This is a genomic window from Alcaligenes sp. Lyrl_28, from assembly GCF_051948705.1.
Classification (GTDB): domain Bacteria; phylum Pseudomonadota; class Gammaproteobacteria; order Burkholderiales; family Burkholderiaceae_B; genus Alcaligenes; species Alcaligenes ammonioxydans.
The window spans coordinates 149087-171029 of sequence record NZ_JAYJLG010000002.1 but is presented as its reverse complement, the minus strand read 5'-3'; the positions used below and the strand labels follow the sequence as shown (position 1 = coordinate 171029).

Annotated in this window: 25 protein-coding genes; 7 read left to right on the top strand and 18 right to left on the bottom strand. The window is 57.8% G+C overall.

Annotated elements, in window-relative coordinates; all coding sequences use genetic code 11:
- Nucleotides 1-7: 7 nt before the first annotated feature.
- Complete coding sequence (locus tag VF694_RS05410; RefSeq protein ID WP_100214885.1) at nucleotides 8-766, bottom strand: ChbG/HpnK family deacetylase; 759 nt, start codon at nucleotides 764-766, stop codon at nucleotides 8-10.
- A gap of 66 nt (nucleotides 767-832) precedes the next feature.
- On the opposite strand from VF694_RS05410, the gene VF694_RS05405 reads away from it, so the two are divergent.
- The gene (locus VF694_RS05405) at nucleotides 833-1210 is read left to right on the top strand and encodes a GtrA family protein (RefSeq protein WP_039943765.1); all 378 of its coding nucleotides are present in this window, start codon (nucleotides 833-835) and stop codon (nucleotides 1208-1210) included.
- On the opposite strand, the gene VF694_RS05400 is transcribed toward VF694_RS05405, so the two are convergent.
- Entirely contained in the window at nucleotides 1149-2819 is a 1671-nt protein-coding gene (locus VF694_RS05400) for an ArnT family glycosyltransferase (protein ID WP_237714450.1), read from the bottom strand. The two genes, VF694_RS05405 and VF694_RS05400, sit on opposite strands and share 62 nt — an antisense overlap.
- A 124-nt stretch (nucleotides 2820-2943) precedes the next feature.
- Entirely contained in the window at nucleotides 2944-3963 is a 1020-nt protein-coding gene (locus tag VF694_RS05395; RefSeq protein WP_003803766.1) for a glycosyltransferase family 2 protein, read from the bottom strand.
- Between the two features lie 344 nt (nucleotides 3964-4307).
- Here VF694_RS05395 and VF694_RS05390 point away from each other — a divergent pair, with 344 nt between their 5' ends.
- A complete protein-coding gene (locus VF694_RS05390) occupies nucleotides 4308-4712 on the top strand; it encodes a group III truncated hemoglobin (RefSeq protein ID WP_003803768.1) in 405 nt (134 codons plus the stop codon).
- Nucleotides 4713-4714: 2 nt separating this feature from the next.
- Nucleotides 4715-5167, top strand: coding sequence for an RrF2 family transcriptional regulator (locus tag VF694_RS05385; RefSeq protein WP_219235654.1), 453 nt, complete (start codon nucleotides 4715-4717; stop codon nucleotides 5165-5167).
- A 196-nt stretch (nucleotides 5168-5363) separates the two neighbouring features.
- Here VF694_RS05385 and serA read toward each other — a convergent pair whose 3' ends face one another.
- The 7 genes from serA to VF694_RS05350 form a co-directional block, all read right to left on the bottom strand.
- On the bottom strand, nucleotides 5364-6572 hold the full coding sequence (serA, locus tag VF694_RS05380; RefSeq protein WP_003803772.1) for a phosphoglycerate dehydrogenase: 1209 nt from the start codon (nucleotides 6570-6572) through the stop codon (nucleotides 5364-5366).
- Nucleotides 6573-6795: 223 nt separating this feature from the next.
- A complete protein-coding gene (locus VF694_RS05375) occupies nucleotides 6796-7797 on the bottom strand; it encodes a cytochrome-c peroxidase (RefSeq protein WP_003803773.1) in 1002 nt (333 codons plus the stop codon).
- Between the two features lie 275 nt (nucleotides 7798-8072).
- Nucleotides 8073-8777: an ABC transporter ATP-binding protein gene (locus VF694_RS05370; protein ID WP_003803774.1), complete on the bottom strand. Its 705-nt coding sequence runs from the start codon at nucleotides 8775-8777 to the stop codon at nucleotides 8073-8075.
- Complete coding sequence (locus tag VF694_RS05365; protein ID WP_003803775.1) at nucleotides 8770-9588, bottom strand: ABC transporter ATP-binding protein; 819 nt, start codon at nucleotides 9586-9588, stop codon at nucleotides 8770-8772. Before VF694_RS05365 ends, VF694_RS05370 begins: the two co-directional genes overlap by 8 nt.
- Nucleotides 9585-10547, bottom strand: a complete 963-nt coding sequence (locus VF694_RS05360) for a branched-chain amino acid ABC transporter permease (protein WP_003803776.1) — start codon at nucleotides 10545-10547, stop codon at nucleotides 9585-9587. Before VF694_RS05360 ends, VF694_RS05365 begins: the two co-directional genes overlap by 4 nt.
- Nucleotides 10548-10550: 3 nt before the next feature.
- The gene (locus tag VF694_RS05355; RefSeq protein ID WP_003803777.1) at nucleotides 10551-11471 is read right to left on the bottom strand and encodes a branched-chain amino acid ABC transporter permease; all 921 of its coding nucleotides are present in this window, start codon (nucleotides 11469-11471) and stop codon (nucleotides 10551-10553) included.
- A gap of 20 nt (nucleotides 11472-11491) precedes the next feature.
- Complete coding sequence (locus VF694_RS05350) at nucleotides 11492-12661, bottom strand: ABC transporter substrate-binding protein (protein ID WP_440163877.1); 1170 nt, start codon at nucleotides 12659-12661, stop codon at nucleotides 11492-11494.
- Between the two features lie 325 nt (nucleotides 12662-12986).
- Between VF694_RS05350 and VF694_RS05345 the strand changes: the two genes are divergently transcribed.
- The 4 genes from VF694_RS05345 to VF694_RS05330 all read left to right on the top strand — a co-directional run bounded on the left by VF694_RS05345 (nucleotide 12987) and on the right by VF694_RS05330 (nucleotide 15949).
- A complete protein-coding gene (locus VF694_RS05345; protein WP_003803779.1) occupies nucleotides 12987-13424 on the top strand; it encodes an Ivy family c-type lysozyme inhibitor in 438 nt (145 codons plus the stop codon).
- 72 nt (nucleotides 13425-13496) lie between these two features.
- Nucleotides 13497-13691 (top strand): heavy-metal-associated domain-containing protein, encoded by a 195-nt coding sequence (locus VF694_RS05340; protein ID WP_003803780.1) that lies wholly within the window; start codon nucleotides 13497-13499, stop codon nucleotides 13689-13691.
- Between the two features lie 219 nt (nucleotides 13692-13910).
- Complete coding sequence (gene ada / locus VF694_RS05335) at nucleotides 13911-14975, top strand: bifunctional DNA-binding transcriptional regulator/O6-methylguanine-DNA methyltransferase Ada (RefSeq protein WP_131071290.1); 1065 nt, start codon at nucleotides 13911-13913, stop codon at nucleotides 14973-14975.
- 224 nt (nucleotides 14976-15199) lie between these two features.
- The gene (locus VF694_RS05330; RefSeq protein ID WP_440163876.1) at nucleotides 15200-15949 is read left to right on the top strand and encodes an SDR family oxidoreductase; all 750 of its coding nucleotides are present in this window, start codon (nucleotides 15200-15202) and stop codon (nucleotides 15947-15949) included.
- 59 nt (nucleotides 15950-16008) lie between these two features.
- Here VF694_RS05330 and VF694_RS05325 read toward each other — a convergent pair whose 3' ends face one another.
- From VF694_RS05325 to ccmC, 8 genes are read right to left on the bottom strand one after another with little or no spacing between them, the layout of a single operon-like run.
- Nucleotides 16009-16746: a cytochrome c biogenesis CcdA family protein gene (locus tag VF694_RS05325; RefSeq protein WP_003803783.1), complete on the bottom strand. Its 738-nt coding sequence runs from the start codon at nucleotides 16744-16746 to the stop codon at nucleotides 16009-16011.
- A 1-nt stretch (nucleotide 16747) separates the two neighbouring features.
- Complete coding sequence (gene ccmI, locus VF694_RS05320) at nucleotides 16748-17623, bottom strand: c-type cytochrome biogenesis protein CcmI (protein WP_003803784.1); 876 nt, start codon at nucleotides 17621-17623, stop codon at nucleotides 16748-16750.
- Nucleotides 17620-18093, bottom strand: a complete 474-nt coding sequence (locus tag VF694_RS05315; RefSeq protein WP_059318647.1) for a cytochrome c-type biogenesis protein — start codon at nucleotides 18091-18093, stop codon at nucleotides 17620-17622. Before VF694_RS05315 ends, ccmI begins: the two co-directional genes overlap by 4 nt.
- Complete coding sequence (locus VF694_RS05310) at nucleotides 18090-18620, bottom strand: DsbE family thiol:disulfide interchange protein (protein ID WP_003803786.1); 531 nt, start codon at nucleotides 18618-18620, stop codon at nucleotides 18090-18092. Before VF694_RS05310 ends, VF694_RS05315 begins: the two co-directional genes overlap by 4 nt.
- Complete coding sequence (locus VF694_RS05305) at nucleotides 18617-20584, bottom strand: heme lyase CcmF/NrfE family subunit (protein ID WP_003803787.1); 1968 nt, start codon at nucleotides 20582-20584, stop codon at nucleotides 18617-18619. The genes VF694_RS05310 and VF694_RS05305 overlap by 4 nt, the downstream gene beginning before the upstream one ends.
- Complete coding sequence (ccmE, locus tag VF694_RS05300; protein ID WP_003803788.1) at nucleotides 20581-21030, bottom strand: cytochrome c maturation protein CcmE; 450 nt, start codon at nucleotides 21028-21030, stop codon at nucleotides 20581-20583. Before ccmE ends, VF694_RS05305 begins: the two co-directional genes overlap by 4 nt.
- On the bottom strand, nucleotides 21023-21190 hold the full coding sequence (gene ccmD, locus VF694_RS05295; RefSeq protein WP_230406251.1) for a heme exporter protein CcmD: 168 nt from the start codon (nucleotides 21188-21190) through the stop codon (nucleotides 21023-21025). The genes ccmE and ccmD overlap by 8 nt, the downstream gene beginning before the upstream one ends.
- A 17-nt stretch (nucleotides 21191-21207) precedes the next feature.
- Nucleotides 21208-21939 carry a heme ABC transporter permease CcmC gene (gene ccmC, locus VF694_RS05290; RefSeq protein WP_003803793.1) on the bottom strand — a complete coding sequence of 244 codons (732 nt, stop codon included), beginning with the start codon at nucleotides 21937-21939 and terminating at the stop codon, nucleotides 21208-21210.
- Between the last annotated feature and the right edge of the window lie 4 nt (nucleotides 21940-21943).

Sequence of the window (21943 nt, the reverse complement as noted above, 5' to 3'; positions counted from 1 at the left end):
ACCCGGTTCAGGCGATTCTCAGACTGTACTGATCCAGCCATTGTTGCAGCTGCGGGCTGGCGAGCACCTCATACTCCGCCAGCCGCTGTGCGCCCACCGGGTCATCAGGCACGCTGCGTAGCGCGGGGTGGCACATCATGCTGTCTCCATGCTGCATGACAGCCAGCCAGGCCCTGACCAGTTCACCGTAGCGCTGCCTGCCTCCCTGGAAATCGTACACACCGGTAAAGCCGGTATTCAAGGTGATCCCCCGGGCCCGGGCCAAGCGTGACAACTGGCTGGAACCGAGGGCCGCAATAATCCGTGCCTTGAATCGGTCCTTGAACGCAAAGCCGCTTGCCAGTCGATCAGCGCCGGTATAGCGCAGCCAGGGCAAGCGGGCGGCATAGCGACGCTCCACTTCGGCCAACAAGGCCTCACGAATCATGGGTAGCTGATGCACATGTTGGTGCCCATCAATGTAGTCAGGCCCCTGTCCCATGACCTGCTCAAACTTATCCAGCTGGCGGGCCACGCTGTCCTTGATCTTCTGGCTGTCCAGACGATTCAGCAGGCTGCGAATAATGACCTGCTTGAGCGGCATCGCATAAACACCCGCTTGTCCGGCAAACTCGGTAAAATTCAGATGCAAGCCTTTTTGCAAGGTACTCTGACGCAGCGCTGGAGCATTTTGTATAAAGCTGTTCCCATCGACCAGGCAGGAGGTTCCTGTCAGGCGCCGGGCCTGGGCCAAGCTCAAGATGGCCTCGTCTACTGCCTGGGCCATGCCGAAATCATCCGCGCATATACTGATCTGCCTGTCTTTGGCCACCGCTCGCTCCGCTTTCGCTTTATGTCTCGTCAAATCATTCTGTTCATTCTGGTCGGCACCCTGGCCGCCTTCACGCACTGGGGGATTGTAATCGCCCTGGTGCAAACGCTGAGCCTGTCGCCCTTGCTGGCCAATCTTTTTGGCTGGCTGACTGCCTTTCTGGTGTCATTTGGTGGCCATTACTGGCTGACCTTCCGGTCCCAGAATGCCCGTTTCCTGCCCGCGCTATCCCGTTTTTTTCTGGTGTCGGCTGCTGGCTTCGCCGTGAACGAAGCCAGCTACGCTTTCTTGCTGAATCACTCCGGCCTGCGTTACGACCTGCTGCTGGGCTTGATTCTTATTGGCCTGGCGGTGCTGACATTTCTGGCTGGGCGACTGTGGGCGTTTCGCCGCACATAAGCTCGTACTCATCGCTATCAAAGCGCCACAAGGCGATGCGCTGGTCATCATACAGGCGCTGGGCATGGTTGAGCACCTGGCTTTGGCGCACCGCGTCAGGCGCACCGATCAGCCACACTACGGCTGCCCGGTCCCGGCACAACTGCTGGCGCAGGGTTGGCCGGTCTATCAAGATCTGCGCCCCGCGATGAGGCTCGAAACGGGCCGCTTCCACTAGCTCCTTACGCCAGCTATCCGTATGCATGATCTCCGGATCATCCCAACGGCCCATCACACTGACGTTCGACATGCCCGGTACATAAAACCCCAGATCGTAGCGGTAGTCATTGAGATAAACGATACGATCTCCCTTGTGGTACTGGGCGGCAAGAACGCGGCCCAAGGCCTGACTATTGACCTGTGGACGTAGCACCATGGTCAATACCGCGACCAGACAGACCGTGAGGCAAACCGCCACACTCCCGACAGCAAAACGCGCTACTTTCGCTTCCCCCTCCCGCTGGCTTTGGCGGATCAGACCATCGGTCAGAAAAAAAGCCCAGGGCCCCATGGCGGGCAGCACATAGCCCAGCAGCTTGGACGTGGGTATGGAGAAAAAAATCAGGACCGTCAGCAAAGCCGACAACATCAGCCCCCGTACCGCCCCCAAGCCATCCGGCGTGTGGTCGGCGCCTCGGCCCCGCCGGAACAAAAAGGGCGTCCACCCTAAGGTGGCCACCGGCATCAAGGCGAAGTAGAACCAGAAGGGTTGCGGGTTGTTAAAACCCGTTTCCAGAAAGCGCTGGAAATGCTGGTAGACGATGTAATAGTCGAAAAATCCCGGATAGCGGGCTTGCATGACCCACATCCAGGGCGTGGCCACCAATGCCAGCAGGCCCAGGCCGGTCCAGGAAAACAGCCGCAGCAAGACGCGCCACTGACCACGCCCCAGCAACCAGAACACCAGCACGCCACCGGGAATCAGAATCCCGATCAGGCCTTTGGCCAGAAAGGCCAGACCCGCCATGACATACAGTCCCATCAATGCCAGCCGATAGGCGCGTCCCTGCTCCATTTGCAAGGCGGCATGTGCACCAAGCAGCACACAGCTGCTGATCAAGGCCGCCACTGTCATATCCAGATTGGCGTAGTGGGAAGCGCCGAACAGCAAAGGACTGCTGGTCAGGATCAAAGCCGTCCAGGCGGCATGTTGCCGACTGGCATGACGCTTCAAAAAGGCATGCATTCCGGCAATCAGCAGCGCGGCCATCAGGGCCGGGACCAGACGGGCGCCGACAAAATTGACGCCCAGCACTTTCAGACTCAAGGCGGTGAGCCAGTAATGCAGCGGTGGCTTATGAAAAAAAGGCAAACCATCCAGACGCGGCACCAGATAGTCACCGGACTCCAGCATGGACAGGGCAACACCCACATAGCGTCCTTCGTCCGGAATCAGCAAGGGGTAGACTCCCAGCGTCAGAGCGAACCACAGCAGTGCGAGCAGTCCCACCCAGGCGCTGGGCAGCGTACCCAGGCGCTCTACGCCACGGCGCAGCCAGCAGGCCATCCCATCAGACTGCCCATGTGGGACCGTTGCGCCAGAAGGGGAAAATGAATTATCGATACTCATCGTTCACGGTCAAACCAAGAGAGTGAGGCAGCCACTGTCGTGGCTGTCGACATGAATCAGAATATCGTTGTAGCGTTCAATTACATTTGACGGCATTTTGCCCATTAAACGGCAAAAATCACCTTCAATCCCCTGATGGAGCCTGACGCTGGGAGGCGTTCGGCTCCTGGCTTTGCGACGGCACGGGAACGGAGGACAAGCCCTGCCCCCGACGGCGATGAACCAGATATAAGGGCCGGTTTTTGACCTCGGCAAAGATGCTGGCGACATATTCGCCCACCACACCCAGCGACAGCATGTTCACGCCGGCAAAAAACAGCACCACCGTAATCAAACTGGCCCAGCCCCGCACCGCATCGCCATAGAGCAAATGCTTAAAGATAATGAACAAGCCATAACTGAATGACAGCATGGCCAGTATCGCACCTAGCAAACTTAGCAAGCGCAGCGGCCAGGTGGTGAAGGCCGTCAGACCGTCCACGGCAAAGCGCAACAACTTTGCAGGACGAAAGCGGCTAACACCATGCAGACGCTCCGCAGGCGAGTAATAAATAGGTTCGGAAGGAAAGCCCACCCAGGCAAACAAGCCTTTCATGAAACGGCTGCGCTCGGGCAAGGCCAACAAGGCATCGACCACACAACGATCCATGAGGCGAAAATCCCCCGCGTCGCGTGGCACCCGCAAGCCATTGGACGTACGCATGAGCTTGTAGAACAAGCTGGTGCCAGCCCGCTTCATCCAGGTCTCATCATCGCGGGTTTCGCGCACGGCATAGACCATTTCCAGACCCGTGGACCAACGCTCCAACATGGCTTCAATCAAGGCGGGGGGATGCTGCAAATCCGCATCCATACACACCACGACCTGCCCGCGACTGGCCTCCAGACCTGCCGTCAACGCCGCTTCTTTGCCAAAGTTGCGGGATAACTGCAGATACACCAGTTGAGGATAGGTTTGCCGCAACTGCTCAACCACCAACGGGGTTGCGTCCGTGCTGCCATCATCGACGAAAATGATTTCAAAATCCGGGACCAGTTCGCGCAACTTCGCCACCAGAACCGGCAGCAAAGCGGGCAGGTTTTCTGCTTCATTCAAACCAGGGATGACGCAAGAAAGCGTTTGGGCCTGTCTTTTTGTAATCATTATTCCTAGCGCACCATGTTGTAACAAAATAGGATTCAGCCAACAAAAAGTAATCGTAGCTTGCCAGCCCGCCTAGTGCAATTTACCTTCCGTGATACTTGTGTTTTATAAAGAACGCTGTTCAAAACCTGATCCACCTTTGCCCTGCCGGCTTAACCGGCCAAGCGTTCAGAACGCTACATCTACACTTCTGAAACTGCAGTCGAGTGTAGGGACACAGGCGTTGAATCTGCGTGAAATCAAGCACAGCAATGTGTGTAAACCAGATGTTTCCTTTCCGGCTTGACCCCGGCGAGCGCTGCCAATAAGATAGATAAAATATATATCTTTAAATTCAAAATATTATGGCTCTCAATCCTTTATGTACCCGCCAGGAAATTCATGATCTGGTCTGGGATTTCTATGACCGTATCCGGATGGACGATGTTCTTGGCCCGATTTTTTCAGAACGCATCAAGGATTGGGATACGCATCTGGGCGTCATGGAGGAGTTCTGGTCCTCCTTGCTGCTCAAGACAGACGGCTTCAATGGCAACCCGATGGCCAAGCACTTGTCGCTCCAACACATTCAAGCCAGTCACTTTGAACAATGGTTGCGTCTGTTCAAAGAAACCTGCCAGGAGCGTGAAAACCGGGCCATGGCCGAGCTGGCACTGGAATATGCCCAGCGCATCGCCCGCAGCTTCTGGTTTGGCTACCAGTTCCAGCACAACCCCACCCAAGTAGCCACAGAGTTGCAACTGCCCTGATCATGCGTCTGACCAATCTTACCGATTATGCCCTGCGTCAATTGATGTATCTGGGCCAGAATGAAGACAGGCTCTGCACCATCGCGGAAATTGCCCAGTACCACCAGATTTCCCAGGCCCACCTGATGAAAGTAACCCATCTGCTTGCCAAGGGCGGCTGGATTCAGACGCAGCGAGGAAAAAATGGTGGGATGCGCTTGGCACGCCCTGCCGATGACATCAATCTGGGCGAGCTGGTCCGTTACACCGAAACAGATCTTGCCGTGGTGGAATGCCTGGGCAGCGGCACCCATTGCATTCTGAGTGGGCGCTGCAATCTCAGCAGCATTCTCAAGCAGGCCCTGGTCCAGTTCCTGAGCTATCTGGACAATTACACCCTGCGTGACATTATTGTTCCGGGCAGCAGCCCCGAACAGACCATCGCCTGGCCAACCCGGTCCCTACACTCCGCCTGAGCGGGCACACAGGAGAGCGCTAGTCAGCAGGTGGCAGCGCAGCAGGTGGCAGCGCAGCAGGTGGCAGCGCAGCAGGTGGCAGCGCAGCAGGTGGCAGCGCAGCAGGTGGCAGCGCAGCAGGTGGCAGCGCAGCAGGTGGCAAATGGCCCCGGATTCCTTGGAATCCGGGGCCATTTTCACGATCTAAGGGCTCGTCTTACGCCGGGAAAATCAAATCGCTACGAACCGTGCCGGGATGCGCGCGGATTGCATCGAGCACCTCCTGATCAGGCACACGATCCAGGTCTGTCATGGCATAGCCCAACTCGCCCTGCGTTTGCAGTTGCTGACGAGTGATGTTAATGCCGTGCTGAGCCAGAATATTGTTCAGGCTGCCCATCGCCCCTGGCACGTTGCGATGGACATGCAGCAAACGAACCGCCCCCTGGATGTCGTAGTACGACACCTCCGGAAAATTCACGGCCCCCTTGGTCGCACCACTGCGCAGATAACTGACCAGCTTTTCCGCCACTTCACGGCCGATATTCTCTTGCGACTCCTGCGTGCTACCGCCGATATGCGGTGTCAAAATAACATTGGGCATACCGATCAACGGGCTCTTCAAGGGCTCGTCCACGCTTTTCGGCTCGACTGGAAAAACGTCCAGCGCCGCCCCTGCCAGATGGCCACTGACCAGCGCCTGATGCAAGGCATCAATGTCCACGACCGTACCGCGCGATGCGTTGATCAGAATGGAACCCGGCTTCATGGCCGCGATGGTCTCGGCATTCATGATGTTCTGCGTTCCCTGGCCACCGGGAACGTGCAAGGTCACTACATCAGATTCAGCCAGCATCTGTTTCAAGCTGCCGTAAACACGCGCATTGCTCAGAGGAAGCTTGGATTCGACATCATGATAGAGCACACGCATACCCAAGGCCTCTGCCAAGGTGCCGACTTGAGAGCCGATATTGCCGTAACCAATCACACCCAGCGTCTTGCCGCGAATCTCGAAGGCACCATCGGCGCTTTTGTCCCAAAAGCCCTGATGCACACGCAGGTTTTTCTCGGGGATACGACGCAGCAACAAGATGGCCTCACCCAGCACCAGCTCGGCAACCGAGCGCGTATTGGAGAACGGCGCATTAAAGACCGGGACACCGCGGTTTTGAGCCTGCTCCAGGTCCACCTGGTTGGTCCCGATACAAAAGCAGCCCAGCACTTTGAGCTGGTCTGCCTGTTCCAGCACCCGGCGGTCAAACTGAGTGCGGGAACGGATGCCCACAACTTCTGCGCCTTTGACAGCCTCCAGCAGCTCTTGACCCGACAAGGCTCCCTTGTAGGTCTGAATGTCGGTCAAGCCCGCCGCCTCAAAAACTTCACGGGCGCTAGGATGAATGTTCTCAAACAGGACAATGCGACTCATGATGGTTCCAGTCATTTAAATAGTATCTAAATGGTACTATTTTTTTGACCTGACTGAGTGAGCATCAACAATAGCAACAGGGGATTGCTGGACGGAGGGCAGAACCGGACCCTCAATCCGCGCCCAACAGCAAAAACCCAGGCTTGGAAAACTGCTTCCAAGTCCTGGGTTAGTCGTACAGGCGGCGCCGGATCACTAGCGGCCGCCGCGGAACAGCTCCCTATCAGGAACCAAATGGCACCGGACGGGGTGTGTTGTCACGCGATGGGGGCAAAATAGGCAACGTGATTTCAGGCTGCTTGCCCGTCAGCGTTTTCAGGAACGCCACGATCTGGGCATTTTCTTCCGCAGTGAAACTGCGTCCCAGCTGCAGCCGGCCCATGGTGTCGACCGCTTCGGTCAGAGTATTGACCGCGCCGTCATGGAAGTAGGGGTAGGTCAACTCCACATTACGCAACGTGGGCACCTTGAAATTGAAACGGTCGGCATCCTTGCCCGTTACAGCTGCACGACCTTCTGCAGGGTTCGTGGTCTGGTAGGGTTCGACCAGGCCCATTTTCTGGAAAGAGGTGCCGCCCAGGTTGGGACCATTGTGACAAGCCACGCAGCCACTGCCTTTGAACAGTTGATAACCGGCCAGTTCCTGATCTGTAATGGCTTTTTTGTCACCCTTTAACCACAAGTCAAAGCGGGAGTCCGGGGTCACCAGGGTTTCTTCAAACGCCGCAATCGCCGAGGTGACTTCATCAATACCGAAATCGTCCTTGCCAAATACCTGCTTGAACTCGGCCTTGTACTCGGGGATCGAGCTCAGAAACTCCATGGCCAGTTCATGTGTAAATGCCATTTCCTTCGGGTTGGCAATGGGGCCGCCGGCCTGCTCTTTCAGATCGCTGGCTCGACCATCCCAGAACTGGGCCAGGTTCAGGCTGGAGTTAAGGACGGTCGGTGAGTTGATCGGGCCTTCCTGCCAGCGATCCCCAATAGAGGTGCGGATATTGTCCGTGCCCCCCATGCTCAGGTTGTGGCAGGAATTACAGGAGATAAAACCCGAGCGTGACAAACGGGGCTCAAACCACAGCTTTTTACCCAGCTCCACCCGTGCAGGGTCCGTGACAACGGCGGCAGGGATGGGCTGTACAGGTTCATTTTCCTGGCCCTGCGCGGCAGTGCCCAGCAACAAACCGGCAGCCAGAGCAGAGAGAGTGAACAGGCGTAATTTCATAACAACTTCCTTATGGGATGACAGAGCTTCCTGCCAGTAAGGAGTCCGGGTAGGACGCATAACCCTGCTGGCCTTATGGACATCGTAAGGAATGCCATTTCATTACACATTGATACATCGCAAGGAAAGAATCTTTCTTCAGATCGTTAGGGAACTTTCGGTGAAAAGTCCCCCTGCCTGACAAGCCGCTCCTATGAAACTCCAAAGTCTGAGACAAAAAAAACCGCCTGTGCATGAACAGGCGGTTTGAGGACAATTATTGCAAATTGTGTTTTTTACACGCCCAGATAGCGTGTCCACAACGTGCGGTCCGCTCCCAGTGCCTCAGAATTTCCCTGCCAGACCAATTTGCCCCGTTCCAGAATAATGTGGTGATCCGACAAGGCCATCAGGCGCTCGACATATTTGTCGATCAGCAAGATGGTCTGCCCTTCTTCACGCAACACGGCCAGACAGTTCCAGATTTCCTCACGTACCTTGGGCGCCAGACCTTCGGATGCTTCATCCAGAATCAGCAGCTTGGGGTTGGTGACCAAGGCACGGCCAATGGCCAGCATTTGTTGCTCACCACCCGAGAGCTGATTGCCCATATTGGACGCACGCTCCCGCAGACGCGGGAAAAAATCATAGACACGTTCAGGCGTCCAGGTTTTGTGCGCCTTGGGGTTGCGATTGCAGGCAAAGGCCGTCAGGTGCTCGGCCACCGTCAGATTGGGAAAGCATTGACGCCCTTCAGGCACAATGGCGATACCGGCCCGGGCGATACGGTCCGGATTCCAGCCTGCAATGGACTGGCCGTCGAACTTCACATCGCCGCCGCGCACGGGCAACTGGCCCAGAATGGTTTTCAGCAAGGTGGTCTTGCCCATGCCATTGCGACCCAGCACTGTCACTACCTGACCGCTGCGAATGAACAGATCTACCCCAAACAGCACCTGACTGGCGCCATAGCCACTTTGTAATTGAGTCGTTTCAAGCATGGCTTTCCACCTTGGTTGGAGCTGGCGTGTCATCGTCGCCCAGATAAGCTTGGCGCACCGCCTCGTTGTCGCGGATCTCGGCCGCAGTACCAGTCGCAATAATGTGGCCAGCCACCAGCACGGAGATCCGGTCAGCCAGGCGGAACACCGCCTCCATATCGTGCTCGACCAGCAACATGGTGGCCTTGCCGCGCATGGTCTCGATCAGCTCGGTCAAACGCAGCGTTTCGTCCGGCCCCATGCCTGCCATAGGCTCATCGAGCAACAGGACTTGCGGCCGACTGGCCAAGGCCAGGGCGAACTCCACCTTGCGCTGCTCGCCATGCGGCAAAACACCGGCCTGGGTATGCAGCAGCGAGGCATCAATGGCGCATTCGGCAGCCAGGGCACGGGCTTGTTCATACAGCTCGGTTTCCGTCTGCCGCGCACGCCAGAAGCGGAAACTGCTGCCACTACAGGCCTGCAGGGCCAGTACCAAGTTATCCAGTACCGTGTAGTTCTTGAAGATATTCGTGATCTGGAAGGACCGTGCCAGCCCAGCGGCAACGCGCTGGTGACCGGACAGGGCCGTCACATCGCGCCCTCCCAGCAAGAGTTGCCCCGAGTCCGGGCTCAGGGTACCCGACAACAAGTGAATCAGGGTCGATTTACCGGCCCCATTCGGGCCGATCAGACCATGGATTTCACCGGGAACCAGATCCAGGGAAACATCATTGGTAGCCTGCAAAGCACCAAAGCGCTTCATCAGACCACGGGCTTGCAAAGCGGCTGTGCCGCTGCCCGCCTTGGCGGCGGCTATCGTGTTCGTCATGCTTGCTCCTTGGCGGCCGTTGCCGGATCAGCAGCCGAACGGACACGTACCAGTCCGGCCAGTCCTTTGGGTGCGAAAAACACCACCAGCAGCAACAAAATACCCAGCGGCATATGCCAGTACTCCGTCCAGTTGCGCAGGATTTCTTCCAGCACCAACATCACGAATGCCCCCAGCGCACCGCCATACAACAGTCCAATCCCTCCGACCAGCACCATGATGATCAGGTCGGCCGACTGGGTCCAGTTCATCAGGCTGGGCGAGACAAACAGGTTGTGGTTCGCCAGCAAGGCGCCGGCCAGGCCCATGATGGCGCCACTCAGGGTATACGCCGTCAAACGGATGCGATAGACCGGGTAACCCAGGGTCGTCATGCGACTTTCGTTTTCACGGGTGCCCATCAAGGCCTGTCCGAAACGGGCATTGACCAGACGGTTGAACAGGAACAGAACCACAAGCAGGATAGCCAGAACCAGGTAGTAAAAGCTCAGGTCATTGCTCAGATCGATTCCGGGCAGCGACGAGGGGCTATACATATTCAGGCCGTCCTCACCCCCGTACTGGCGCAAGGAGATGAACATATAAAAGATCATCTGGGCAAAGGCCAGGGTAATCATGATGAAGTACACACCACGGGTACGCAGCGACACCGCCCCCGTCAGGAACGCAAGCAGACCGGAGATCAGCATGGCAGCAGGCCAGGCGACCAGACCGCTTTGCACACCTTCTGTGGCCAGAATACCGACGGTGTAGGCCCCTGCCCCAAAAAAGGCGGCATGACCCAGCGCCACCATCCCGCCATAGCCCAGCACCAAATTCAAGGCACTGGCCGCCAGGGCATAGATAAAAATGCGGCGAACAAACGAAATGTAGAACTCAAGCCCATACATCGGTGCAATCAAGGGAAAGGCCAGCAAAGCCAGCAGCACCAGGGCCGACAAAATACGCGAAGTAGACATACATTAACCTCGCGCCGGGAACAGGCCCGAAGGACGGAAAACAAGAACCACCGCCATCAGAACGTAAATCGAAATGGCAGCAATCGTAGGCCCGACGCTGGAAGCGACGTCAGCCGGGAAGATATTACGCAGCAACATGGGCAGGAACGCACGGCCAGCAGTATCGACCATCCCCACCAGCAGAGCGCCCACAAAAGCGCCGCGAATCGAGCCGATCCCACCGATCACGATACAGACCAGAACCAGGATCAGAATATCCTCGCCCATACCGATCTGAACCGCGGTAATCGGGCCGAGCAGCGCACCGGCCAGCGCAGCCAAGGCGGCGCCCAGCGTGAACACGCCCAGGAACAAAATAGGCACCCGCACACCCATCAGGGTGGCCATCTGCCGGTTGGAGGCGCCTGCCCGCACCAGCACACCGGCTCGTGTTTTGGTCACGAAGGCATACAAGGCCAGCGCCATCACCAGACCAACCGCAATAATCATCAGACGGAAGGCGGGATAGAGGAAATCAGGCAAGAGTTCTACCGGTCCGGACAACAAGGCGGGCATATTCAACATTACGGGGGTTGGCCCCCAAATCATTTTGACCACATCGTTGGCGATCAAAATAACGGCGTAGGTTCCCAGTACCTGAGCTAAGTGGTCACGAGTGACCAGCTTGCGCAGAATGAGAATTTCCAGGGCAATACCGACCAGGGCTGTCACTGCCACCGCCACCACAATGGCGGCGGTAAAAGACCCTGTACGCTGCATGGTTTCCGCGGCCACATAGGCTCCCGCCATATAGAGGGAGCCGTGGGCCAGGTTCATGATATCCATAATGCCAAAGACCAATGTCAGGCCCGCGGCAATCAGAAACAACATCAAACCAAACTGCAAACCATTCAGCAATTGCTCGCTAATCAGAATGAGCGACATGCTTTTACCACCTGTGAATCTTAATTAAGTTTGCAATCTTTGGCGTAGACGTCCTGGTAGGAGTCAAACACCTTGCTGACCATACGGTTGACCAGACGTCCATCCTGGTCCTTGACCACTTCACGCAGGTAATAAGCCTGGATAGGGAAGTTGTTGTTGCCGTAGGTAAAGGGGCCACGCACCGAGTTGTAGTCGGCCGCTTTCAATGCCTTGAGCACCGCCTCACGGTCCGAGACTTTGCCGTCCACTTGCTTGACTGCGGCATCGATCGCCAGAATCACGTCATAGGCCTGCGCGGCATACACCGAGGGGTAACGACCGTCGTAGGCTTTGCGAAACTCCTCAACAAAGGTCTTGTTGGCCGGAACGTCCAGATCAGGCGACCACTGCGCAGTATTGAGCATGCCCAAAATCGGCTCGCCCACGGCTGGGATAATGTCCTCGTCACCCGAGAAAGCCGGGCCCAGCAAGACCACATCTTTGTTCAGGCCAGCCGCCACAAACTGTTTGATGAAGTTGATGCCCATGGCGCCGGGCAGAAAGAAAAACACAGCCTGAGGCTTGGCGGCACGAATCTGGGCCAGCTCTGCCGAGTAGTCGATCTGACCGAGCTTGGTGTAGAGTTCATCGCTGACCGGTTTGCCATACCCACGTTTGAAACCGTTCAGATGATCCTTGCCGGCTGGATAGTCAGGAGCAATGATGAACATCTTCTCGTAGTTGCGGTCTGCCGCCACTTTGCCGGCCGCCTCGTCAAACGCATCGTTCTGATAGGACACCCCAAAGAAATAAGGATTGCAGCCTGCGCCGGCCAGTTGGCTGGGGCCTGGATTGCTGGTCAGGTAAGGCACCTTGGCCGAGAACAGAGCAGGAGCGACAGCCAGCGCCACGTTGGAGCCGACAGGCCCGGTAAAGAAGTCGATCTTGTCACGCTGCACGAAACGATTGACCAACTGGCGGGCCTGGTCGGGATTACCGGCCATATCCTGCTGGATGAACTCGGCCTGAAAGCCGCCCAGCTTGCCGTCCAGTTGCTTGATGGCCAGATTGAAACCGTCACGAACCTCGCCCCCCACGGCAGCAAACGGACCCGAGGTGTCCATTGCCATCCCCACCTTGATGGTTTCGGCCTGAGCCAAAGAACCGCCAAAAGCCGCAGCCAAGGCCACGGTCAATGCAATACCTTTCATGTTATCTCCTTGCGCCACCGCGCTTATAGGCTGTCTTTATCTAAGATGCACAGCAGATCGAACCACAAATGCAACCATGCCAACCGTTCATTTATAAATAGTTTAGTTATGAAACAATTTTGCTGGCAAGCTGTGGTTTTTACCTACACCTCCTCGAAATCCTGCTCATGCGACAGGAAACACGAACCTGTGCCAATCGCAGGGACGGATAAGCACTATAACGACTGCGGACACCGTCGTTTATGCACGTTTTCCTTGATTTTGTTAACAGTATCGCCGCTGGTCGGCTGCTAAACTGGGCGCTCGCCTCATTCTTGGAGATCCCATGCGTATTTCCCATTCCCTGTGCCGCCTGGTCCTGGGCAGCGCCCTGCTCCTTCCCTTTCTGAGCCATGCACAGTCCCCGGAATCCGTTTATCTGGCAGATCTGGCCAAGTCCAATCCGCACGTAGCCCAGCAATACCAAAAGCTGATGCAGGACGTGGCCAACAATGCCAGTTGGGTCAAGGACTTCGGCACCGCCTCACCAGGCCAAACCGTTTCTCTGGATGGACGCGACTATCAAGTCTTTTCCGGCTGCAAACCACATGACTGCCCCCGTGCCAGCTATGTCGTTCTGATGGATACGGAAAAGCAGACCCTGACCCAGGGTGCGTTCGTGGAGAACAAGGAAGCAGGCTTAGGTTTGGACAGCAGCCAAATTCAATGGCTGGGCAATCCGGAACTTGACCAGATCCGTCTGATGGCACCGGCCCTGTTTTAGGAAACAGGGCTTGACCTTGCCCCTGTGGCAAGCCTTAAGCTCGCTTCATTGTTTTTATCCAAGGAGTCAGCCATGTCCACCTTTTCTGTTCCCGACATGACCTGCGGCCACTGTGTACGCAGCATCACTGAGGCCATTCAGGCCGTTGCGCCTCAAGCCACGGTCAGCACGGACCTGGAAAAACATCAGGTCACCGTGCAGGGTCTGGATAGCGCACAAGCCCTGAAAGTGATTGAAGAAGCGGGTTACACGCCCAGCCCGGTGTAAACACACAGCGCCGGGCGCACAGCCCACGCATTCACACCACAAAGGCCGGTATCAACCGGCCTTTGTGCTCTGCCTGGAGCAAGAACACCTGTTGGCAAGGTTGGCATCACAACAGCCACCTTGGCCGAGGTACCTGCCGTTGACCGCAAGAATCGGAGTGCTGGCGATGAAAGACCCGCGTATTCTGGCGTCGTCATCAACATTGACAGGGCTTTTGCCATGAAGACGGACCTTGCTTACGAAACCGACGAGCAGCGCTGGGCGGCCGTACAAGCGCGGGATGCCGCCGCCGACGGCCATTTTGTCTATGCCGTGCGCACAACGGGCGTGTACTGTCCCCCAAGTGCCGGCAGTCGGCTGCCCAAACGTGAAAACGTTGAATTCTTCGATTCTGCCCACGCGGCTGAGGCGGCCGGCTACCGTTGCAGCCGTCATCCCAGTAAAGACCAGAGCAGCGCTGCCGCCGAGCGGGCGGCCCTTGTCGCACGCGCCTGCCGTCTTATCGAGGCCTCGGACACCCCACCGTCACTGGAAGAGCTGGCCGCGCAAGTTGGCAAAAGCCCCTTTCACTTTCATCGACTCTTCAAGGCAGAAACCGGTCTGACGCCCAAAGCCTACAGCTCGGCCGCCCGGGCACGCCGACTGCGCGAAGAACTGAGCAGCCCAAACACCTCCATTACCGATGCGATCTACGACAGTGGATTCAATTCCAACAGCCGGTTTTACGAGGCCTCCGGTCAATTGCTGGGCATGCGCGCGCGCGACTACCGGGCCGGTGGCGCCGGGGCCGTCATCCGCTTTGCTGTGGGCCAATGCTCGCTGGGTGCCATCCTGGTCGCTCAGAGCCAGCGCGGCATCTGCGCTATCTTGCTGGGTGAGGACCCCGAGCAATTGCTGCGCGACCTGCAAGACCAGTTTCCCAAAGCCGAACTGATTGGCTGCGACGCTAAGTTCGAGCAATTGATCGCCCGGGTGGTCGGTTTTGTCGAGAACCCGTCGATCGGTTTGCACTTGCCCCTGGATGTGCAAGGCACCGCCTTTCAGCAACGTGTCTGGCGTGCGCTGTGCGAGATCCCACCCGGCGCTACGGCCAGTTATACCGAGATTGCTGATCGCATCGGCTCACCCAAGGCAGTACGCGCCGTGGCCCAGGCCTGCGCCTCCAACCACCTTGCGGTCGCGATTCCCTGCCACCGCGTCGTACGACGCGACGGCGATCTGGCAGGCTATCGCTGGGGCGTGGAACGCAAACGCGAGCTGCTGCGCCGCGAGGCACAAGACTGAGGACGGGCCAACTGCCCGGCAACTGCGGCTCCCTCGCTCAGGACAGATACCCGCGCTTGCAATACCTGCCAAACAACACGACGCCACGGCCACCAGGCCTGTCATGCGAACCGTCTCCTTCACGCCTTGAGCCTGCCGAATTCGAGAACAAGAAACGGAGTTCCGCGCGAGCTCAGGATCATTACGATGTGAGCTCTCAATGAACCCAGTGGGAGGTTTCACAAATGGCTTTACTGGATGGCAAAGTGGCAATTGTCACGGGGACATCGTCGGGTATCGGACGCGCCACGGCACTGATGTTTGCGGCCCACGGGGCGGCACTGGTTCTGACGGCAAGACGTGGTGCCTTGCTTGAGGAACTTGCCAGCACCATCCGGCACGATGGCGGAGAGGTCGAGCTGGTGGTCGGCGACATTACTCAGGCCCAAACCCATGAGCGGCTGGTTGCAGTCGCCCTGAACCGATTCGGCGGTTTGGACATCGCCGTCAATAACGCCGGCATCATCGGCCCCCTCAAACCTCTGGTGGCGATAAGCCCTGAGGAATGGCAACACACACTCCAGACCAATCTGACCGCAGCCTTTCTAGGGGCCCGCAGCCAGATTCCGGCCATGCTCACGCGTGGCAGCGGTTCACTGATTTTCACCTCCAGCTTTGTCGGCACCAGCGCGGGCCTTCCTGGCATGGCGGCCTACGGGGCTTCAAAAGCCGCACTCATGGGATTGGTAAAAGGCATTACGGCTGACTATGCGGCTCAAGGCATACGGGCGAATGCCCTCTTGCCTGGCGGCACCGATACAGACATAGCCGGAGACCCCAGCACCAAGGAATGGGCAGCGGGGCTGCATGCCCTGAAGCGCATCGCCCAAGCAGACGAAATTGCGTCCGCTGCGCTCTTTCTGGCCAGCCCCTTGTCCAGTTTTGTTGCCGGATCAGCCCTGTTCGCGGATGGCGGCAATGCCGCCGTAAAGTGACGCCGCACTGCGTCCTGAGCACAGAGGAGTCCCTGCACGGACTCCCGGCGGACGAAGGCTTAGCCCAGTTGTCCTAACACCGGGAATGTTTTGAGCACCCAGATCGCAAAACGGGCCAGTTCACCGCTTGCCATGGCCCAGCCCATCACAATCAACACCAGACCCGCACCCCAACGCACATAGCGTCCAATCGTGCGAATTTGCGTCATGCGCTGCAAAAAGGGCGTCAAAAAGCACGCGGCCAGAATGAAGGGAACACCCAGGCCCAACGCATATACAGACAGCAGGATACTGGCTTTGCCTGCGCTGGCGGTACTGGCCCCCATCATCAGAATGCCAGCCAGAATCGGGCCGATGCAGGGAGTCCAGCCAAATCCAAATGCCAGCCCCATCAGCGTTGCGCCACCGGGGCCCGCCGCTTTACCGGACTCAAAACGGTAGTACCGTTGCAGACTCATGGGCATGCGCAGCACACCCATCACACTCAAACCGGCTAAGGCCACCATCACGCCTGCCGCCACATTCAACTCATAGCGGTAGGCCATCAAGAGCTGGCCCAGGTAAGACAGGCTGGCCCCCAAGGCAATGAACACCAGCGAAAAGCCGGCAACAAAGCACACGCTGCGGCCCAGTAACTGGCTGCGCTTGACCTGGGTATATACCTGGCCGTCCCCGGCCAGATAGGACAGGTAGCCGGGAACCAAAGGCAAGACACAGGGGGACAAAAACGAAGCCATGCCCGCCAGAAACGCCGTTATCAGGGCAATCAGGCCCAAATCCAGAGACGCTATTTCCATATCAGGGAGCCGCGGCAGGTTCCGGTTCCGAGTTCGCTGGCATACGCATACGCTCACGCGCCAGTTGCAAGCCCTGATTCACGACCTTGGCGGTTTCCGAATCGGGCGGGAACTGCGCCAGCAAACGCTGCCAGTAATCGATGGCGGCCGGATACTGCTCCTTGTGCAAAGCCGCAGCCCCCGCCAGCATCAGGCCCAAGGGCTCTTCCGGATACAGATCCAGGGAACGTTTGACCAAACGGCCGGGCAACCCATCCAGGGTGTCGATTCCAGCCAGCAACATGGACTCGGCATATTCAGCAAGTGCCGTCGGGTCTCCGTCCACCACCGGCATGGCTTTGGCATAGGCCTCTGCCGCTTGCTGATGACGACCGTAGTAACGGTGCGAGCGGGCCATCATCAACCAGGCCCCCGGGTCATCCGGGTTTTCTTTCAGACGCTGTTCCAGACGGGCCACCATGGCCTCAATATCCACGGGCTGTGCGTTAGCCTGTTGCTGCACGGCGGCAGGGTCCAGCATCACCGGGTTACCCAGATAAAAGTACAGGGCGATGGCAGCAATCGGGATGCTGATCATCAGGGTCCAGGCCAGCCTGGGGGCGCCAGTGTGCTGAACAGTCTCCGTTTTAAGCCCTTCGCTCTCTTCCAGTACGCGCTGACGCAAATCCATCTGCGCCTGCTCGAAATCTTGAGCGGACAAGACACCGGCCTGCTTGTCCCGCTCAATTTCTTTCAACTGCTCGCGCAAAATCGCCAGGTTCGCCTGCTTGTGTTCAACCACACGCTGCAAGGCTGGCTTGCGTTTGACGCTCAGCATCAGATAGGCCGCACACAGCAGTACCAGCAGCGCGGCTACGCTATAAAAAACAATAGTCACGATTGTTCATCCCGAGAAGAACCCTGCAAAAGGGCATCGGCTTGACGGCGTTGCTCATCCGTCAGGGCCGTTTCATCACCCGCACGGCGTCGACGGCGCAGGGTAAAGGCATAAACCAGAAAGCCAGTCAGTAACAACAGGGCTGGTCCCAGCCAGAGCAGTGCCGTGGTGGACTTGAAGGGCGGGCGATACAAGATGAAGTCGCCGTAGCGGTCCACCATATACGAGCGGATTTGATCCGGGCTGCGGCCCTGCCCCAACTGCTCCATGATCTGATGGCGCAAGTCCACAGCCAGCTCGGCACGCGAAGCGGCAATGGATTCGTTCTGGCACACCAGACAGCGCAGCTCGGCGGCAATTTCCAACATCACTGACTCCTGAACTCCCTGCGCGTCAGACTGCGCCTGAGCGGTCGGTACCAGCAGCCACATACTGGCAAGGAAAGCGGCCATCCATACACGCATCATCATGGCTCTTGCTCCAAACGACGGATTAAGGGCAACAAGGTCTCCTCCATGGATTCACGCGAGACAGGGCCGATATGCTTGAAGCGCACAATGCCCTGCTTGTCGATGACAAAGGTCTCCGGTACGCCATACACGCCAAAATCAATGCCTACGCGGCCATCCCTGTCCATAACGGACACTTCGTAAGAATTGCCGTTGCGCAGCAGCCACTCGCGGCTTTCCTCAGGCACGTCCTTGTAGTTCAACCCCACCACCGGCACCTTGTGCTCAGTGGACAGCTCTTTGATAAAGGGGTGTTCGGTCAGACAGGGATAGCACCAGGACGCCCACACATTCAGCAGCCAGACACGCCCCTTCATCTGCTCGCCCGAAAAGCTGACTTCGGGATTGTGCAACTGAGGCAAACTGAAAGAGGGTGCAGGTTTGTCCAGTAACGGTGAAGGCACTTCGCTCGGCTTTAACGTCAGACCGATGCCCAGAAAAACCAGCAACAGGACAAAGCCAATCAGAGGAACAGTAAAACGATTCATGCCTGTACCTGCGTATTCATGGCTTTGCTCTGCACAGCGGCACGGGTTTGCCTGGCGCGATAGCGTCGATCACTTATTGCCAGTCCACCGCCCAGGGCCATCAGCAAACAGCCTAGCCAGATAAAGTCCACCAGGGGCTTGTAGTACAGACGCACACTCCAGCCACCCTGCTCAAAGTTATCGCCCAGCGCCACGTAAATATGGCGCAAGCCATTGGCGTTGATCGCCGATTCCGTCATGGGCAAAGCCGAGGACAGATAGGTACGCTTTTCCGGGTACAAGGTCGACACTACTTTGCCGTCCTGCAGCAGCTCCACCGTGCCACGCTCGGCCGAGTAGTTCGGGCCGGGCACAATACGCACGCCCTGAAAGCGCGCGTCATACGCGCCCACCTGCGCCGTCTGGCCAGGCTGCAACAAGACATCGGTTTCTGTCTCGTAGTGGCTGACCATGGTCACCCCCAGCACAAAGACGGCCACGCCGATATGAGCCAGATGCTGGCCCAGCCAGCTGCGCGGCTGAGAGAACACGCCTGAACGCGTGGCGCGCACACGCTTGACCACATCAAACAAGCTGCCCAGCACAATCCACATGGCCAGGCCGGCGCCCAAAGCGGCGGTACCCTGCCACTGGCCGTACAGCAAAGGAATGGCTGCGCCCAGCACCACGCTGAACACAATCACCAAGGCCAACTGGCGCACGATGTCCATCAAGTTGGCCCGCTTCCAGTTAGCCAGCACACCAAACACAATCAGGACCAGCGCCGGGATCATCAAAGGCACAAACACCTTGTTGAAATAAGGTGGCCCCACGGAAATTTTGCCCAGACCCAGCGTATCCATAATCAGGGGGTACAAAGTCCCCAACAGAACCGTGCCCGTCACGACGACCAGCAGGACGTTGTTGACCAGCAGCAAGGATTCACGCGATACCACGGCAAACTGCCCACCTGCGCCAACACGCGGCGCCCGCCAGGCAAACAGGATCAGGGAGCTGCCAACGATGACGGCGAACAGGCTCAAAATGAACACACCGCGAGCCGGGTCAGTTGCAAACGCATGTACGGATGTCAACACACCGGAGCGCACCAGAAAGGCGCCCAGAATCGACAGCGAGAAGGTGCTGATTGCCAGCAGAACCGTCCAGTTCTTGAAGCTGCCGCGTTTTTCCGTGACCGCCAAAGAGTGAATCAAGGCGGTACCCGCCAACCACGGCACAAAGGAGGAGTTCTCCACCGGGTCCCAGAACCACCAGCCGCCCCAACCCAGCTCGTAATAGGCCCACCAGCTGCCTACAGCGATACCCAGGGTCAGAAACAGCCAGGCAGCTGTCGTCCAGGGACGCGACCAGCGCGCCCAGCTGGCATCCAGACGCCCGGCCAGCAAAGCGGCAATTGCAAAGGCAAAGGCCACCGAAAAACCCACATACCCCATGTACAGCAAGGGCGGGTGAACAATCAGGCCAATATCCTGCAAGAGCGTGTTCAGATCCAGACCTTCTGCCGGAACCGGGAACATGCGCTCGAAGGGGTTGGAGCTGATCAGCACAAACAGCAAGAAACCGGCCGTGATCAGACCCAGCACACCCAGTACACGAGCCAGCATGGCCTCAGGCAAGGAGCGCGAATAAATGCTGACGGCAAAGGCCCAGCCCGTTTGCATGAACATCCACAGCAGCAGCGAGCCTTCATGCCCGCCCCACACCGCAGCAATGCGATAGAACAAAGGCAGCTTGGTGCTGGAATTCTGCGCCACATAAGCCACGGAGAAATCAAAACTGGCAAAGGACCAGGCCAGACACAGCAAGCTGAAGGCCACCAGACCAAACTGCCAGCGGGCCGCTGGACGGGCAAAGGCCATCCAGGCCAGATTGCCGCGCCAGGCCCCATACAAGGACACAATGCCTTGGGCCAGTGCCAGCACAAACGCAAGAATCAGGGCAAAGTGCCCAAGTTCCGGGATCATGGCTGAGCTCCTTGTTTCGCACGCTCGGCCTGCTCCATGGCGTGCATGGCCTCCGGCGGCATGTAGTTCTCATCGTGCTTGGCCAGCACTTCTTCCGCCACAAAATGTCCCTGTTCGTTCAAGCGACCTTGGGCCACGACGCCTTTCCCTTCTTGAAACAGGTCGGGCAAAATCCCGGTGTAGCTGACGGGCACCTGGGCCGCACCATCGGTGACCACAAAGTTCACGGCCATGCCTTGATCTCCACCGCGACGGATACTGTCCATCTGCACAATGCCACCGACTCGGAAGGTGCGGTTCTCGGGGCTTTGTCCCTGGCTGACTTCGGTAGGGGTAAAGAAGAACACCAGACTACTTTGAAAGGCATTCAGGATCAGGGCCGTCGCAGCGCCCAGTACCACCAGAGCCCCCAAAATCAGTACCAGACGATTCTGTCGCTTAGTCATGACCTTGCTCTCCCAGAGCACGCTCGTCACGCACGCGCTGCCAGGCGCGTGCCCGCCCTGCCCGTGCAACCAGCACCTCGCCCAGGATCAGCACGGCACAGGCCAGCACCGAACCCCAGACATACACGGCATAGCCGCCCATAGCGAAAAAATCGCTCACACTCGACCAATGCATCCTCAGCCCTCCGGCAAGTTGCGAACCCAGGCGGTATGCGCCTCACGTTCAAGAATCAAGTTGCGCACCCGGTACAGTGCAATGGCAATGCAGTAACACCACATGGCCAGACTCATCAGCAGCATGCCCGTCAACATGACGGTCGCCATGGACGGCGAACTGGTCAGCGATACCGATGCTCCCTGGTGCAAGGTGTTCCACCACTGCACCGAGAAATAGATAACGGGCACATTCACCACCCCGACCAAGGCCAGGATGGAGGCGGCCTTGTCCGCGCGGCGCGGATCGTCAATCGCTCCGCGCAAGCCCATAAACCCCATGTACAGAAACAGCAGCAACAATTCGGACGTCAGACGGGCATCCCAGACCCACCAGGCGCCCCACATGGGCTTGCCCCACAAGGCGCCCGTAACCAGCGACAGCACCGTACAGATCGCACCGGTCGGAGCCAGCGCGGCAGCCATCATGGCGGCCGTACGACTATTGAAAACCAGGCAGATCAGGGACCAGAAGCCCATGGCCAGATAAATCAGCATGGACATCCATGACACGGGCACATGCAGAAAAATAATGCGATAGCCCTCGCCTTGCTGAAAATCGGTGGGAGCCAGGAAAAAGCCCACATACGCCCCCGCCACAAACAGCAGCAGCGCCAGAAACGCAGCCCAAGGCACCATGCGTCCGGCCAGGGCATAAAAGTTTTGAGGGGCGGCGTAGCGATACAAAAAATTCATGACA

Bases quoted from the DNA above. Each gene is read 5' to 3' on its own strand.
- VF694_RS05410 (WP_100214885.1), bottom strand. From the start codon at position 766: ATGGCCCAGGCAGTAGACGAGGCCATCTTGAGCTTGGCCCAGGCCCGG.
- VF694_RS05405 (WP_039943765.1), top strand. From the start codon at position 833: ATGTCTCGTCAAATCATTCTGTTCATTCTGGTCGGCACCCTGGCCGCC.
- VF694_RS05400 (WP_237714450.1), bottom strand. From the start codon at position 2,819: ATGAGTATCGATAATTCATTTTCCCCTTCTGGCGCAACGGTCCCACAT.
- VF694_RS05395 (WP_003803766.1), bottom strand. From the start codon at position 3,963: ATGATTACAAAAAGACAGGCCCAAACGCTTTCTTGCGTCATCCCTGGT.
- VF694_RS05390 (WP_003803768.1), top strand. From the start codon at position 4,308: ATGGCTCTCAATCCTTTATGTACCCGCCAGGAAATTCATGATCTGGTC.
- VF694_RS05385 (WP_219235654.1), top strand. From the start codon at position 4,715: ATGCGTCTGACCAATCTTACCGATTATGCCCTGCGTCAATTGATGTAT.
- serA (WP_003803772.1), bottom strand. From the start codon at position 6,572: ATGAGTCGCATTGTCCTGTTTGAGAACATTCATCCTAGCGCCCGTGAA.
- VF694_RS05375 (WP_003803773.1), bottom strand. From the start codon at position 7,797: ATGAAATTACGCCTGTTCACTCTCTCTGCTCTGGCTGCCGGTTTGTTG.
- VF694_RS05370 (WP_003803774.1), bottom strand. From the start codon at position 8,777: ATGCTTGAAACGACTCAATTACAAAGTGGCTATGGCGCCAGTCAGGTG.
- VF694_RS05365 (WP_003803775.1), bottom strand. From the start codon at position 9,588: ATGACGAACACGATAGCCGCCGCCAAGGCGGGCAGCGGCACAGCCGCT.
- VF694_RS05360 (WP_003803776.1), bottom strand. From the start codon at position 10,547: ATGTCTACTTCGCGTATTTTGTCGGCCCTGGTGCTGCTGGCTTTGCTG.
- VF694_RS05355 (WP_003803777.1), bottom strand. From the start codon at position 11,471: ATGTCGCTCATTCTGATTAGCGAGCAATTGCTGAATGGTTTGCAGTTT.
- VF694_RS05350 (WP_440163877.1), bottom strand. From the start codon at position 12,661: ATGAAAGGTATTGCATTGACCGTGGCCTTGGCTGCGGCTTTTGGCGGT.
- VF694_RS05345 (WP_003803779.1), top strand. From the start codon at position 12,987: ATGCGTATTTCCCATTCCCTGTGCCGCCTGGTCCTGGGCAGCGCCCTG.
- VF694_RS05340 (WP_003803780.1), top strand. From the start codon at position 13,497: ATGTCCACCTTTTCTGTTCCCGACATGACCTGCGGCCACTGTGTACGC.
- ada (WP_131071290.1), top strand. From the start codon at position 13,911: ATGAAGACGGACCTTGCTTACGAAACCGACGAGCAGCGCTGGGCGGCC.
- VF694_RS05330 (WP_440163876.1), top strand. From the start codon at position 15,200: ATGGCTTTACTGGATGGCAAAGTGGCAATTGTCACGGGGACATCGTCG.
- VF694_RS05325 (WP_003803783.1), bottom strand. From the start codon at position 16,746: ATGGAAATAGCGTCTCTGGATTTGGGCCTGATTGCCCTGATAACGGCG.
- VF694_RS05315 (WP_059318647.1), bottom strand. From the start codon at position 18,093: ATGATGATGCGTGTATGGATGGCCGCTTTCCTTGCCAGTATGTGGCTG.
- VF694_RS05310 (WP_003803786.1), bottom strand. From the start codon at position 18,620: ATGAATCGTTTTACTGTTCCTCTGATTGGCTTTGTCCTGTTGCTGGTT.
- VF694_RS05305 (WP_003803787.1), bottom strand. From the start codon at position 20,584: ATGATCCCGGAACTTGGGCACTTTGCCCTGATTCTTGCGTTTGTGCTG.
- ccmE (WP_003803788.1), bottom strand. From the start codon at position 21,030: ATGACTAAGCGACAGAATCGTCTGGTACTGATTTTGGGGGCTCTGGTG.
- ccmC (WP_003803793.1), bottom strand. From the start codon at position 21,939: ATGAATTTTTTGTATCGCTACGCCGCCCCTCAAAACTTTTATGCCCTG.